12 protein-coding genes and 1 pseudogene are annotated in these 13,203 nt (G+C 74.6%); 8 read left to right on the plus strand and 5 right to left on the minus strand.

Annotated elements, in window-relative coordinates:
- Positions 1-240: 240 nt before the first annotated feature.
- Together HMPREF3159_RS09900 and hrpB are read left to right on the plus strand one after the other, a co-directional pair.
- Positions 241-786, plus strand: coding sequence for a hypothetical protein (locus HMPREF3159_RS09900; RefSeq protein ID WP_246821597.1), 546 nt, complete (start codon positions 241-243; stop codon positions 784-786).
- A gap of 32 nt (positions 787-818) precedes the next feature.
- The gene (hrpB, locus tag HMPREF3159_RS09905) at positions 819-3,317 is read left to right on the plus strand and encodes an ATP-dependent helicase HrpB (RefSeq protein WP_070500881.1); all 2,499 of its coding nucleotides are present in this window, start codon (positions 819-821) and stop codon (positions 3,315-3,317) included.
- Here the strand turns inward: hrpB and HMPREF3159_RS09910 are convergent.
- Positions 3,304-3,957: a GOLPH3/VPS74 family protein gene (locus HMPREF3159_RS09910; RefSeq protein WP_070500882.1), complete on the minus strand. Its 654-nt coding sequence runs from the start codon at positions 3,955-3,957 to the stop codon at positions 3,304-3,306. The two genes, hrpB and HMPREF3159_RS09910, sit on opposite strands and share 14 nt — an antisense overlap.
- 103 nt (positions 3,958-4,060) lie before the next feature.
- Between HMPREF3159_RS09910 and HMPREF3159_RS09915 the strand changes: the two genes are divergently transcribed.
- Positions 4,061-4,528, plus strand: a complete 468-nt coding sequence (locus tag HMPREF3159_RS09915) for a DUF3817 domain-containing protein (protein WP_070500889.1) — start codon at positions 4,061-4,063, stop codon at positions 4,526-4,528.
- Between the two features lie 18 nt (positions 4,529-4,546).
- Here the strand turns inward: HMPREF3159_RS09915 and HMPREF3159_RS09920 are convergent, their stop codons facing one another.
- Positions 4,547-5,563, minus strand: coding sequence for a hypothetical protein (locus HMPREF3159_RS09920; RefSeq protein WP_141748171.1), 1,017 nt, complete (start codon positions 5,561-5,563; stop codon positions 4,547-4,549).
- A gap of 58 nt (positions 5,564-5,621) precedes the next feature.
- Here HMPREF3159_RS09920 and rlmC point away from each other — a divergent pair, with 58 nt between their 5' ends.
- Genes rlmC through HMPREF3159_RS09935 form a run of 3 tightly spaced genes read left to right on the plus strand, consistent with a single transcriptional unit; the run spans position 5,622 to position 8,451 of the window.
- Positions 5,622-6,818, plus strand: a complete 1,197-nt coding sequence (rlmC, locus tag HMPREF3159_RS09925) for a 23S rRNA (uracil(747)-C(5))-methyltransferase RlmC (RefSeq protein ID WP_070500884.1) — start codon at positions 5,622-5,624, stop codon at positions 6,816-6,818.
- Complete coding sequence (locus HMPREF3159_RS09930) at positions 6,815-7,465, plus strand: SRPBCC domain-containing protein (protein WP_070500885.1); 651 nt, start codon at positions 6,815-6,817, stop codon at positions 7,463-7,465. Before rlmC ends, HMPREF3159_RS09930 begins: the two co-directional genes overlap by 4 nt.
- On the plus strand, positions 7,462-8,451 hold the full coding sequence (locus HMPREF3159_RS09935; RefSeq protein ID WP_083305905.1) for an asparaginase: 990 nt from the start codon (positions 7,462-7,464) through the stop codon (positions 8,449-8,451). The genes HMPREF3159_RS09930 and HMPREF3159_RS09935 overlap by 4 nt, the downstream gene beginning before the upstream one ends.
- Before the next feature lie 12 nt (positions 8,452-8,463).
- Here HMPREF3159_RS09935 and HMPREF3159_RS09940 read toward each other — a convergent pair whose 3' ends face one another.
- Both HMPREF3159_RS09940 and HMPREF3159_RS09945 read right to left on the minus strand, forming a co-directional pair.
- Complete coding sequence (locus tag HMPREF3159_RS09940; RefSeq protein WP_070500886.1) at positions 8,464-10,161, minus strand: HNH endonuclease signature motif containing protein; 1,698 nt, start codon at positions 10,159-10,161, stop codon at positions 8,464-8,466.
- Between the two features lie 728 nt (positions 10,162-10,889).
- On the minus strand, positions 10,890-11,312 hold the full coding sequence (locus HMPREF3159_RS09945; protein WP_070500891.1) for a VOC family protein: 423 nt from the start codon (positions 11,310-11,312) through the stop codon (positions 10,890-10,892).
- 172 nt (positions 11,313-11,484) lie between these two features.
- Between HMPREF3159_RS09945 and HMPREF3159_RS09950 the strand changes: the two genes are divergently transcribed.
- Positions 11,485-12,399, plus strand: a complete 915-nt coding sequence (locus HMPREF3159_RS09950; RefSeq protein ID WP_070500887.1) for a sulfurtransferase — start codon at positions 11,485-11,487, stop codon at positions 12,397-12,399.
- The gene (locus tag HMPREF3159_RS09955; protein WP_070500888.1) at positions 12,396-12,869 is read left to right on the plus strand and encodes a SufE family protein; all 474 of its coding nucleotides are present in this window, start codon (positions 12,396-12,398) and stop codon (positions 12,867-12,869) included. The genes HMPREF3159_RS09950 and HMPREF3159_RS09955 overlap by 4 nt, the downstream gene beginning before the upstream one ends.
- A gap of 139 nt (positions 12,870-13,008) precedes the next feature.
- Here HMPREF3159_RS09955 and HMPREF3159_RS17660 read toward each other — a convergent pair.
- Positions 13,009-13,203: pseudogene (locus HMPREF3159_RS17660) on the minus strand (hypothetical protein); the annotation flags it as partial.

Below are 13,203 nucleotides of genomic sequence, written 5' to 3' on the forward strand. Positions count from 1 at the left end.
TCGGGCCGCGCGGCCGGCTCGGGTCGGCGCCCCGGCACGGCGGTCCAGTCCACGGGCCGCACGGAGCGGGCGGGGTCCTTGCGTCCGGCGAGCGCCTTCGGGCTCGGGACGGGTCGCTCGGGCCTGCTCGTCATCGGTCCCTCCTCCGCGTGCTCGTCATCGCCCACCGGCCGGGCTCCCTCGATGGTGCCACGAGGGCACCGGTCCGCTAGCGTGTCGCCCGTCTCGTCCCGTCCTGCCGTGAGGATCCCCGTGGCCGTCACCGTCGCCCGCCGTTCCCGTTCCGCACGCCTCGCCGCCGTGCTGGCCGCCGTGCTCCTCGCCGCCGGGTGCAGCGGCTCCCCCGAGGAGCAGAGCTCCTCCCCCGCCGCCCAGGGCACGTCCGCCGAGGAGCCCGCCGCCTCGGACGGGGACGACTCCGCCGGGGGTGCCTCCGACGAGGGCGGGAAGACCGCGGCCGTCGTGCCGCAGGAGTCCTACGAGGTCACGCCCGCACCGGAGGGCTTCGTCCCGCCGGAGCCCTGCACGGGCGAGGGCGCCTTCTACGCGGAGCTGGGAGGGGAGGCGAACCCCGGCCTGCCCGAGCGCGGCGGGGAATCCCTCACCGTCTCCCTCGAGAGCATCGAGGGCGACAGCGCGCAGATCATGGCGCAGGTCGGCGACAGCCCCGCCCGGGAGATCGGACCGATCACCCTGGGCGAGACCGTCGCCGTGGACCTGTGGACCCTCTCGGTGACGAGCGTGTGCGCCGACACCGAGCAGGTCGAGTTCGACCTCATCGACTGAGGCGCGACCTCCGCACCAGGGATGATGGGGGCATGACGGACCGCTCCCCTGCCCTGCACCGCTTCGACCTGGACGTCGTCGGGGCGGGGCTGCCTGTCGCCGCGGCACGGGAGGAGCTCGGGGCCGCGGCGCGGACGGGCGCGATGGTGGTCACCGCCCCGCCCGGCACGGGCAAGACGACGCTGGTGCCGCCGCTGGTCGCGAATCTGGCCGACGGCCTGACCCTCGTCACTCAGCCCCGACGGGTGGCGGTGCGCGCAGCCGCCCGCCGTCTCGCGTCCCTCGACGGCAGCCCGCTCGGCGGCCCCGTCGGCTTCACGGTGCGGGGCGAGCGGACGGTCGCGAAGGGCACGGCCGTCGAGATGCTCACCCCGGGCGTGCTGCTGCGGCGACTGCTCGCCGATCCGGAGCTGCCGGGCGTCTCGGCGGTGGTGCTCGACGAGGTCCACGAGCGGTCCCTGGAGACGGACCTGCTGCTGGGGATGCTCGCCGAGACGCGGCAGCTGCGGGAAGACCTGCTGGTCGGGGCGATGTCGGCGACGCTCGACGCGCGGGCGGTCGCGGAGGTGCTGGACGGCGCGGCGATCGTGGAGGTGCCGAGCGCCCTGCACCCGCTCACCACCGAGCACGCCCCCTCCCCGCCCCCGCGTCTGGACGCCGGCGGCGTCACCCGCGAGTTCCTCGACCATCTCGCCCGCACCGCGGCCCGCGCCCAGCGGGAGGAGGGCTGCGACGCGCTGGTCTTCGTGCCCGGCGCGCGCGAGGTCGACGAGACGGTCGCGCGCCTGCAGGGACTCGTCGACGGGGTCGAGGTCCTCCCCCTGCACGGCCGTCTGCCCGCCGCCCAGCAGGACCGCGCGACCGGCGGGCGCCGCGCCGGGGAGCCGCCCCGGATCGTGGTCTCCACCGCGCTCGCCGAATCCTCCCTCACGGTGCCCGGGGTGCATCTGGTGGTCGATGCGGGGCTGTCCCGCGAGGTGCGACGGGATCGCGGCCGGGACATGTCGGGCCTGGTCACGGTCAGCGCCTCGCGGGCCGCGATCGAGCAGCGCGCGGGCCGTGCCGCCCGTCAGCGCCCGGGCCGGGCGGTACGAGTGTTCTCCGAGGCGGAGCTCGCGGGGATGCCGGCCCAGTCCCCGCCGGAGATCACCGCCGCGGATCTCACCGATGCGGCGCTCTGGCTCGCCTGCTGGGGGACGCCGCGCGGGGAGGGCCTGCCGCTGCTGACCCCGCCGCCGGCCGCGGAGATCCGCGCCGCCGAGGAGACTCTGCGGGCGCTGGGCCTGGTCGACGAGGAGGGCCGCCCCACCCCGGCCGGTCGCCGCACCGCGAAGCTCCCGGTCGGGGTGCGAGAGGCGCGGGCCCTGCTCGCGGGCGGGCCGTCGGCCGCCGAGGTCGTCGCCGCGGTCTCCGACGACCACCGCCCCACGGGCGCCGATCTCCCCCGCCTCCTCGCCGATCTCCGCGCAGGCCGAGCACCCGGCGCCGACCGCTGGCGCCGAGAGCGCGACCGCCTGAGGCGCCTCACCGGCTCCGGCGGTGTCCCGGCCTCCCCGGGCGCGGTCCTCGCCCTCGCCCGCCCGGAGCGGATCGCTCGCCGGGTGGCCGACGGCTCCCGCTCCTATCTCCTCGCCTCCGGCACGCGGGCGGCCCTGCCCGAGGGCAGCGGCCTGCTCGGCGCGCCGTGGCTCGCGGTCTGGGAGGTGCAGCGCGCGGAGGGGCTGGCCGCCGACGGCACCGGCGCCGTGATCCGCGCCGCCGCCCTGCTCACGGAGGACGAGGCCCTCGACCTGGGCGCTGGTCTGCTCGTCGAGGAGCGCACGGCGCGGCTCGGGGACGGCACCGTCCGTGCCCGCCGCCGACGCGCACTCGGTGCGATCGAGCTGTCCTCCACTCCCGTCACCGCGACCGCCGACGACACCGCCCCGGCCGTCCTCGCTGCAGTCCGGGAGAGGGGCCTAGAAGCGCTGAGCTGGTCGGACACCGCCCGCAGCCTGCGAGGCCGTCTCGCCCTGATCCACCGAGAGCTCGGTGACCCGTGGCCGGCGATGGACGAGGACGCACTCCTGGCCGCCCTCGAGACCTGGCTCGCCCCGCACGTGAGGACCCGCCTGGACGGCATCGACCTGGTCTCGGCGCTGCGCACCCTGCTGCCCTGGCCGGAGGCGTCCGAGCTCGATGCCCTCGCCCCCGAGCGGCTCCCGGTGCCCTCGGGATCCACCGCCCGGATCGACTATCCCGCGCCGGACGAGGAGGGCGGCCGGCCCGTCGTCGCGGTGAAGCTGCAGGAGCTGTTCGGCCTCGCCGAGACCCCGCGGCTGGTGCGGGGCAGGGTGCCGGTGCTCTTCCACCTGCTCTCCCCGGCCCGTCGGCCGCTCGCCGTCACGGACGACCTGCGCTCCTTCTGGGACGGACCGTACCGGGAGGTGCGCAAGGAGATGCGGGGGCGCTATCCGAAGCACCCCTGGCCGGAGGATCCGTGGACGGCGCCGGCCACCGCGCGGACCACGGCGAGGCTCAGGTCGAGCTGACCGTCGTGACCACGGTGGCCGCGGCGAGCGCCGCGGTCATGTCGTCCACGACCCGCTTCACGGCCGTCGCGGCGGGGCTGTCGATCTCGAGGGCCTCGATCCGCTGATCGAGCTCGCGGCGCGAGAGGCCGGGCAGGTCGTCCTTGAGGATGCGATGTGCGATCCCGAGGGCGCGCAGGATCTCCAGCAGCAGCCCGTCCTGCAGGGAGGCGCGGGCGGGGTCCTCGACGGCGGCGGCGAGCCGGGCGCGCAGCGCGGTCTCGAGCTCGTCGTCGTGGGTGGGCCAGCTGGTGGTGAACCAGCCGTCCTTGCGCTGCACGGCGCCGACGGCGGCGAAGCCCTCACCGATCACCTCGGTGAGGTTCATCGTGCGGTGGCCGATCGCGGCCTTCAGCGACTTCCCCTCGAGCTCGGCGAGCGCGCCGAGGGCCTGGTCGAGGACGGGCAGGTCGGTGGGCTCGGTGGAGAGGACCTGCACCTTCGGGCTGCGCTCCTCGGTCAGCGCGATCCGCTCGCGCAGGGCGAGCTCGGCGATCGCGGCGGCGGCGAGGGCATGGGTGCGGTACGAGGTCGAGTCCTGGCGGCCGGCGTCGTCGGTCAGCAGCAGGAACAGCTCTCCGGGGATCGTGTGCGTCGTCATGACCCCCCCCTTCCAGGGGCTCCACCGCACCGGATCCGACGATCGTCGCGCCCCGCCCCTGCTCCCGGGTGGGATCCAGCGGGCCTCTGGCACCATGAGGATCATGCGCCTGATCCGGACCCCGTCCCGCCTGTACCGTCTGCTGGCCCTGGCCGAGATGGTCACCTGGACCCTGCTGCTGCTCGGCATGCTGCTGAAGTACGCGCTGCAGGTCACCGAGGTGGGGGTGCGGATCGGCGGGAGCCTGCACGGCTTCGTGTTCCTGTCCTACCTGGTGGTGACGGTGCTGGTCGCGGTCGATCAGCGCTGGAGCCTCGGGCGCCTGGCGATGGGGCTGGGCTCCGCCCTGATCCCCTATCTCACCGTCCCCTTCGAGCGCTGGGCGCACCGGAAGGGCCTGCTCGGGGACTCCTGGCGGCTGCGCGAGGACGCCCCGCGCTCGTTCCCGGAGAAGGTGGCCGCCCTCGCGCTGCGCCGCCCGCTGCTCGCCGGCCTGATCGCGATCGTCGTGGTCGCGGTGGTGTTCTCGGTGCTGCTGCAGCTGGGCCCGCCCACGGAGTGGTTCGCCTGATCAGCCCGGCGATCGGGGTCAGCGCGGCCTGATGAGCGGGTCGATCTGCACGCTCCCGCCGCCGCGCAGGTGCAGCCGGCCCAGGTGCGTGACGGGCACCGCCTCCGCCAGGCGCGGCACCTGCGGCTGATCCGGCTCCGGCGGCAGCGCCTCCCCGAAGCACACCCCGCAGCCCAGCATCGCGACGGCCTGCGCACGCCGCGCCTCCCAGTCGAGTTGCGCCTCCTGCGAGGCGCGGATCCAGGGGCCGCCGACGGGCCGGCAGGGCCCGCAGCCGTCCTCGCCCTGCAGCGGGCACTGCGCGGGCCGGGCCGTGACCTGCAGCCGGAGTCCCTCCAGCGCGGGGACCCGCGGGTCCGCGCCGGTGGGGTGGACGTCGAGCCCGTCCGGCCCGATCCGCAGCACCGCCACCTGTCCGAGCTCCCGCGCGGCCGCCAGCGCGCTCTCGAGCGCTTGGTCGGGATGGGCGCCCAGCAGGTCCTCGCGCGTCGCGACGGCCGGCTCGAACCACTCCCGGCGAGGGCCGACGAGCGCTCCGCGACCGACGATCCCTCCCCTCGCCCGCAACGCCGCCGCCACGGCGGGGACGCGGAACCAGCCCCAGCGCGGGGAGAGCGGACGCCGCCGAGGAGCCCCGATCGGAGCCCCGACCTCCGCCCCTTCCCGGCTGGGACGGGCCGGCGCAGCGCTCTCGCCCTGCACCTCCTCGGGCGGTCGCCGGCCGGAAAGGTCGCCGACCAGCCCCACGCCCTCTCCGTCCACCGGCAGCACGGGCCCGAGAGCGGGCACCACCAGCCAGGCGTGCTCGAGCACGAGCGGCGGCCGTGCGGCGAGCGTGCGGCGCACCGTCTCCCGCGCCGGCGGCACCGTCGGCTCCCGCCGCCGGAAGCCGGGCTCGTCCTCCGGCGTCTCGTCGGCCGGGGGTGTGTCGTCCACCCGTGCCGTCACCGCCCCGACCCCGGGCAGGGACAGCTCGACGAGCTGGTCACGCCAGCTCGCGACGTGCTCATCGAGGGAGGCGTCGTCACGGGACATGTCCCGGAGGCTAGCGCGGGGGTGCGACAGCCGACGGCCCGACTCGTAGACTCCTGGGGTGCGGTGCCACCACTTCGACTCCGGCGCGTGCAGGTCCTGCACGCTGCTGGGCCTCCCCCGCCCGCGGCAGCTCGCCCGCGGCCGCGAGCACGTCGAGCAGCTGCTCGCCCCGCATCTCGCGCCGGGCACGATCTGGTCGGAGCCGATCGTCGGCGCGGAGCAGGGCTTCCGCGCCCGCGGGAAGATGGCCGTCGGCGGCACCGCTCAGGCGCCGCTGCTGACCCTGCCCGGGCAGTCCGCGGGCACCGACCTGTGCGACTGCCCCCTCTACCCGGACGGGGTCGAGGAGGTGCTCGAGGGGGCGAAGGCCCTGATCCGTCGGGCGCAGATCCCGCCCTATGACGTCGCCCGCCGCCGCGGCGAGATCAAGAACGTGCTGGTCACCAGCTCCCCGGACGGGGAGCATCTGCTCCGCTTCGTGCTGCGCAGCACCGCGGCGCTGGAGCGGCTGCGGGAGCACCTGCCGCGGCTGCTCGAGGCGCATCCCTCGGTCGTGTCGGTCAGCGCGAACATCCACCCCAAGCACACCACGCGCGTCGAGGGCGAGGAGGAGATCCCGCTGGCCGGGGCCGGTCGTCTCGCCGTGCGCACCGGGGACGTCACGCTGTTCTCCCGCCCGCAGTCCTTCCTGCAGACCCACACCGAGGTCGCCGGCGCCCTGTACCGCCAGGGCGCGGAGTGGGCGCGCGAGATCGCGGGGACGCGGGAAGACCAGGAGACGGGCCCCGGCCTGCGGATCTGGGACCTGTACTGCGGCCTCGGCGGCTTCGCCCTGCATCTCGCCCGCGCCCTCCCCGCCGCGCGGGTCACCGGGGTGGAGGTCTCCGCCCAGGCGATCGACGGGGCGCGCGAGGGCGCGGAGGCCGCGGGCGCCCGGGTCCGCTTCCTCGCGGCCGACGCGACCGCCTGGGCCATCGAGGAGGCCGCCGGCCCCGCAGGCCCGCCCGATATCGTCGTGGTGAACCCGCCTCGCCGCGGCCTCGGGCCGGAGCTCGCCGGCTGGCTCGAGCGCTCCGGGGTCCGCGACGTCCTCTACTCCAGCTGCAATCCGGCGAGCCTGGCCGACGACCTCGCCGCGATGCCCTCGCTGCGCATCGTCGCCGGCCGCTACGTCGACATGTTCCCCCACACCGAGCACGCCGAGGTGATCGTGCGTCTGCGACGCATCGCCCCCGGCGAGGAAGGCCTCTCATGACTCCCACCCCCACCGCCCAGCTGACCGCCGTGACCCGCACGGTCACCCCTGCGAGGAACGGGAACACGGTCGCGCTCTCCCAGACCTTCGACGCCGCTCCGGAGCAGCTGTGGGAGGCGGTGACCACGGCCGAGCGGCTCGCCCGCTGGTTCGGCACCGCACGCGGCGACGTGGTCCCCGGAGGGCGCTACGAGCTGCCCGAGATGGAGACCAGCGGCCGCCTGGTCGAGGTCGAGCCGCCGCATCGTCTGCTGCTGACCTGGGAGTTCGGGAAGAGCTCGAGCGACCTGGAGCTGCTGATCACCCCCGCGGAGGAGAGCGCGGAGGGCGCCGGGGGCAGCACCCTCACCCTGCGCCACACCGTCCCCGCCGACGCGCACTGGGCGACCTTCGGCCCCGGCGCGACGGGCTGCGGCTGGGATGCGGCGCTGTACGCGCTGGCCCAGCACCTCGAGGATCCGGGCAAGGACCTGATGCGTCACCTGGGCAGCTTCGCCGGCTCCCCCGACGGCGCGGAGTTCACGCGCGCCACGGCGGATGCCTGGTACGAGGCGCACGTCGCCGGGGGCGCGGACCGCAAGCCCGCCCGCAAGGCCTCGGTCCGCACCGCCGCCGCCTATCTCGGCGAGGAGATCGAGACCGAGTGAGCGCCTTCGTGGAGGTGCTCTCCCTCGGCGGCACCATCTTCATGACCGAGGACGCCCGCGGCGAGAGCGCCCGCCCGGACGACGACGCCGGGGCGCGGCTGCTCGCCGCCGTCGGCGGGGACGTCGAGCTGCGGCCCCGAGCGCTCGCGAACATCTCCTCCTCCGATGTGCGCCCGCACCACCTGCGCGCCGTGCTGGAGAGTGCGCGAGCCGCGGTCGATTCCGGCGCGGCCGGCGTGGTGCTCACCCACGGCACCGACACCCTCGCGGAGACGGCGTTCCTGCTCGACCGGTTCTGGGACCGGGAGGCGCCGCTGGTGGTGACCGGGGCGATGCGTCCGGCGAGCGCGCCCGGCGCCGACGGGCCCGCGAACCTCCGCGACGCGGTCCGCGCGGCGACCGCTCCGTCGGCCCGCGGCCTGGGCGTGCTGGTCGTGTTCGACGCTCACGCGCATCTCGCGGACCGGGTCGTGAAGGCCTCGTCCCGCGGGGTCTCGGCCTTCGCCTCGGAGCCCTCGGGGCCGCTCGCGATCGTCGGCGGGGAGGACCTGCGCCTCCTCCATCTCCCGCTGCCGCGTCCGGCCCGTTCCGGCGGACTCCCGCCGGACCGCTTCCCGGCGGTGCCGCTGCTCACCGCGGGCCTCGACGAGGACCTCGCGCTGCTGGACCACCTCCCCGCCGAGGCGCTGGCGGGGCTGGTGATCGACGGGGTCGGGATGGGGCACGTCTCCCCCTCCGCGATGCCGCGCCTGCGCCGCCTGCTGGCCGAGGGGGTGCCTGTCGTGGTCGCGGCGCGGCCCTTCGGCGGCGGCACCTCCACGCACCACTACGGCTATCCCGGTTCCGAGGTGGACCTGCTGGACGCGGGTGCCGTGATGGCCGGGCTGCTGCCCGCCCCGAAGTCCCGCCTGCTGCTGCAGGTGCTGCTGGCCTCCGGGGCGTCGGCCGACGGGATCCGCGCGGCTTTCGAGGCCTACGCGTCCTGACCCGCGGCGCCGTCAGAACGGCGGGTGGTCCACGTCGAGCGGCGGCCCGGGCGGGATGATGCGGCGCTTCGTCCGCACTCTGGTGAACTCGTCCTCGAGCTGGATCTCGGCGAGATGGTCCTCGGCCTCGTCGAGGGCTCGGCAGCGGGGCTCGTCGGGGCCGCGCTGCCTGGCCTCCCGGGCGCGGCGGTGGGTCCGCTCGGCCTGGGCGAGGCGGCGGGTCATCCGCGGGGTGAGCAGATCGGTGTTCTCCGCGGTGCGCACCCGGAGGTCCTGCTCGAGCTCCCAGGTCGTGACCAGCGGTTCGGCGCTGGTGGTGCGGTCCCCGCGGTCGGGGTCGTCCTGGGGATCCCTGGCGGGGTCGATCAGCCCGGCGGTCTTCAGCTGGTGGTGGCGCCGGCACAGTCGGTGCAGGTTCCAGAGGGAGGTCGGGCCGCCGCGGGCCGGATCGTGGTGGTCGTACTCGATGATGTGGTCGTCCTCCGCGGCGAGCGCGGTGGGGCGGGTGCATCCGGGCGCCGCGCAGACGGGGTGGCGCAGCCGCAGTTGCATGCGCTGCTGCGCGTCGGGCCGGTAGGTGTCGATCCGGGCGGGGAGGTGGGTGCCGCAGATCGGGTCGGTGAGGATCCGGTACCAGACCGAGGAGGTCGCGGCGAGGTCCCGGGCGAGGTCGGCCGGGATGGGGGTGAGCCCGTCGAGCATCGCCGGGGAGTCGTCCATCCCGAGCAGGGTCGTCACGGGCACGGTGACGAGGATCTTGAACGGCTGCGCGGTCTCCTCGACCGGGTCGAGGTCGAGCATGGTGCGGGTGAGGATCGCGTAGCGCAGGGCGGACAGGCTGAGGGGGCGCTCCCGGTCGCGGACATCGCCGTCGAGGTCGAAGGGGATCGGCTCCTCCTCCCCTGCCTCGAGCGCGACGCGCTGTGCGCGCTGGACGGCGCGGGCGCTCGCGTCGAGCCGCAGGCCGAGGCTGCGGATCTCGGGGATCGGGCCGGTGATCGTGATCCAGGCGACGCCCTGCTCGGAGTCGACACCGTCGATCCGCACCTCGCGTGCCTCGCGGGGCGGCTTCAGCTCGTTCCCGACGGAGGCCACGGCCAGTCGCACCTGGGCCTCGAAGGTGCTGCGGGGGATCGAGGGGATCTCCACGCCGGCCAGGTGCTCGTCGACAAGGCGGATCTGGTCGGCGTCGAGCCGTCGCACCTGGCGCAGCAGGAAGCGGTGGTAGTCCTCCGGCAGGTCGCCGGCCTCGAGGTGCGCGAACATCCGGGGCAGGTCGACGACGGCGTGGTGGGCGTCGCGGATCTGTGAGGTGGCCTGCGTGATCGAGCAGCGCAGTCCCACGGCGACCTTCATCGCGGTCATGTCCGCGTCGATCAGCGAGCCCTCGTTGTCCGGGTCGATGGCGAAGAAGTCCGCGAGATGGCGGAGGCGGCGGGCGTGGAGCTGCGCCTGCTCTCGCATGAGGGAGTGGAGCGCGAGCACGCGGCCGGCGTTCTTCCCCTCGATACCGCCGACCTCCTCGAGGATCAGCTCCTCGGTGAGCTCCCGCCGGGCGCGCACGCGCCATTCGCGCGCGGGACGGGCGGGAGCGGCGGGGCTCGACGGGCCCGGCCCAGAGGAGGCATCGCTCGACGAGGACTGTCGCGCGGTCTCGGACGATGATGCGTCGCGGCGCGCATCGTCGTCGAAGTCGTCGAACTCCCCCATTGCCGCCACCTCCCCCGCTGCCCGGGCACTCACCGATGAGCGCTTCTTCGAATACCTCGACACTACCGCCTGCATGTCCACTTCAGAAGCCCCGGAGAAAAATGGGGATCAATCTGTGGATAACCACCCCGTGGGGAGGCAAGGTCACTGTGGATCAGCCCTCCGCGCGACGACCGAGCAGGGACTCATCCACCGGAACAGGCCTCTTCGTGGACGGTGGCGTTCGCATGTCACACCCTCCTGCTAGGCGCACTACCTGCACGATCCCCGGTTCGACGGCGAACGAGCCGGCGCCGAGGGCGGACCCTCGAGACGCACCGAACGTCATGTGCCTGGAGCACGGGAGGGCAGGCGACGGGCTGAAGGAGGCGGCGAGCAGAAGGAATGGACGACAATCCCGCCGAATACACCGAAATCTCGATTGAACCAGCGAGCTGACATTCATCGATTCCCCTCAACTCCACCTGACGTCGTGACGAAAGTCGGATCCCGAGGACGCAGACAGGGTCCTCGGCGGTGCCGGCGCAGCACGGCGTCGGCCGCTCCCGGCATGAGGGGATCGTCGTCGGCCGCGCGTCCCCGTCGGCCTCACCGCGCCGAGCCCCTCCACGACGCAGAGCGCCCCTCCGTGATCACACGGAGGGGCGCAGGGGCGAGCGCCGGCGGCACAGGGACGGGACCCGGCGACGCCGGCTCGTCAGTCAAGCGTTGTCACACGGACCCAGCCCTCAGGCCGTCAGGCACAGGCAGAAGGGGTGTCCCGCGGGGTCGAGGTAGACGCGGAAGCTCCCGGAGGCGGAGGGCTGGTGCTCGTGGACGGTCGCGCCGAGGGCGAGTGCCCTGGGCTCGGCGCGGTCGATGTCGGTGACGGAGAGGTCGAGGTGGAACTGCTGGGGGTGGTCGCCGTCGGGCCAGGTGGGGCGGCGGAAGTCCGCCACCTTCTGGAAGGCGAGGGAGGCCTCGCCGTCGGGGTCGTCCTCGCTGCGACGGCCGCGGGGCGGGATCAGCTCCGCCCAGTCGGAGTCGCTGCCCTCCTCGACCCGCCAGCCGAGCAGCTTCGCGTAGAAGGTTGCCAGCTGGAGGGCGTCGGGGCAGTCGAGGACGGTGAGATCGAGGCTGGGGATGACGGGCTCTGTATCCAGGTCTTCCATCATGCGGCCACCGTAGGAGCACGGACCCCGCAGGGGAAGCACATCGCGCGTGTCCGCGCGGTCTCATCCCGCGTGTCCGCGCACAGCGTCATCGCCGGATCGCCACTGCGCGCACGACGGTGACAGACTGGGGGCATACGTCGTGCGATATCGACCGTCGAAAGGTGAACTGATGACCATTCCCGCCGATCCGACTCCTTCCCTGCAGGACTACGCCCACCCCGAGCGGCTCGTGACCACGCAGTGGCTCGCGGACCGGCTCGCCGCGGGCGAGACCGAGGGGCTCGTGGTCGTCGAGTCCGACGAGGACGTGCTGCTCTACGAGACCGGGCACATCCCCGGCGCGGTGAAGATCGACTGGCACCTCGACCTCAACGACCCGGTCACCCGCGACTACGTCGACGGCGAGGGCTTCGCGAAGCTCATGGACGCCTCCGGCATCACCCGCGAGACCACCGTGGTGATCTACGGCGACAAGTCCAACTGGTGGGCCGCCTACGCGCTGTGGGTGTTCAGCCTGTTCGGCCACGAGGACGTGCGCCTGCTCGACGGCGGCCGCGCCGCCTGGGAGGCCGAGGGCCGCGAGATGACGACCTCGACCGAGGGCCGCCCCGCGCCGACCAGCGGCTACCCCGTCGTCGAGCGCGAGGACGCCCCGATCCGCGCCTACCGCGAGGACGTGCTGGATTTCCTCGGCGGGCCGCTGATCGACGTGCGCTCCCCGCAGGAGTACTCCGGCGAGCGCACGCACATGCCCGACTACCCGCAGGAGGGCACCGTGCGCGGCGGCCACATCCCCACCGCGCGCTCGGTGCCGTGGGCCCGCGCCGCCGCGGAGGATGGCCGCTTCCGGTCCCGCGCGGAGCTCGAGGCGATCTACCTCGGCGAGCTCGGCTTCGAGAGCGAGACGCCGACGGTCGTGTACTGCCGCATCGGCGAGCGCTCCGCGCACACCTGGTTCGTGCTCACCCACCTGCTCGGCTTCGACTCGGTGCGCAACTACGACGGCTCCTGGACCGAGTGGGGCAACGGCGTGCGCCTGCCGATCGCCCAGGGCACCGAGCCCGGCGAGGTCCCCGCCCGATGAGCCCGACGAACAGCGCCGACGCCGCGACCTCCGCGCTGCCCGAGGGCTTCGCGGAGATCGCCGACGACTTCCACGCGCTCGGCGAGAAGGATCGCCTGCAGCTGCTGCTGGAGTTCTCGCAGGGCCTGCCCGAGCTGCCCGAGCGCTACTCCGAGCACCCGGAGCTGCTCGAGCCGGTGCCCGAGTGCCAGTCCCCGATCTTCCTGGCCACGGAGGTGGAGGGGCAGGGTCGCGAGGCGACCGCGCACCTGTTCTTCTCCGCCCCGCCGGAGGCGCCGACGACGCGCGGCTTCGCCGCGATCCTCGCCGAGGCTCTCGACGGGCGCACCGTGGGCGAGGTGCTGGACACCCCGGACACGGTCACCGGCGAGCTGGGCCTGGCCGAGGTGGTCAGCCCGCTGCGCCTGAACGGCATGTCGGGGATGCTCGCGCGGATCAAGCGCCAGCTCTCCGAGAAGGCCGCGGTCTGAGCAGGCCCCTCCTCACTGCACTGCGGCGCCGCCCCCGAGGGGGCGGCGCCGCAGTGCGTCGAGGGGTGGGGCGACGTGCCGATCCGCCGACGGCGGGCACGACCGATGGGCCCGGCCGATGGGACCGACCGACGCCCGATCAGTCCGATCGCGGGTCGTGCACCGTCTGCTCGGCTGTACGGCGCTCCCGGGCCCGGTCCGCGGCACCTCGCTCATCCCTGCTCCGCGCCTCCCCGCCCCGCACGTCCCCGCCGTCGTCCCCTCGGCCGTAGCGCTCGAAGGCGCGGCCGGCACCGCTGCGCAGGGCGCCGAGGGCGGCACGACCGGCCTCGGC

It is taken from the genome of Brachybacterium sp. HMSC06H03 (genome assembly GCF_001807385.1).
In the GTDB taxonomy this organism is placed as follows: Bacteria; Actinomycetota; Actinomycetes; order Actinomycetales; family Dermabacteraceae; genus Brachybacterium; species Brachybacterium conglomeratum.

Bases quoted from the DNA above. Each gene is read 5' to 3' on its own strand.
- HMPREF3159_RS09915 (WP_070500889.1), top strand. From the start codon at position 4,061: ATGCGCCTGATCCGGACCCCGTCCCGCCTGTACCGTCTGCTGGCCCTG.
- HMPREF3159_RS09950 (WP_070500887.1), top strand. From the start codon at position 11,485: ATGACCATTCCCGCCGATCCGACTCCTTCCCTGCAGGACTACGCCCAC.
- HMPREF3159_RS09930 (WP_070500885.1), top strand. From the start codon at position 6,815: ATGACTCCCACCCCCACCGCCCAGCTGACCGCCGTGACCCGCACGGTC.
- hrpB (WP_070500881.1), top strand. From the start codon at position 819: ATGACGGACCGCTCCCCTGCCCTGCACCGCTTCGACCTGGACGTCGTC.
- HMPREF3159_RS09945 (WP_070500891.1), bottom strand. From the start codon at position 11,312: ATGGAAGACCTGGATACAGAGCCCGTCATCCCCAGCCTCGATCTCACC.
- HMPREF3159_RS09940 (WP_070500886.1), bottom strand. From the start codon at position 10,161: ATGGGGGAGTTCGACGACTTCGACGACGATGCGCGCCGCGACGCATCA.
- HMPREF3159_RS09910 (WP_070500882.1), bottom strand. From the start codon at position 3,957: ATGACGACGCACACGATCCCCGGAGAGCTGTTCCTGCTGCTGACCGAC.
- HMPREF3159_RS09955 (WP_070500888.1), top strand. From the start codon at position 12,396: ATGAGCCCGACGAACAGCGCCGACGCCGCGACCTCCGCGCTGCCCGAG.
- HMPREF3159_RS09920 (WP_141748171.1), bottom strand. From the start codon at position 5,563: ATGTCCCGTGACGACGCCTCCCTCGATGAGCACGTCGCGAGCTGGCGT.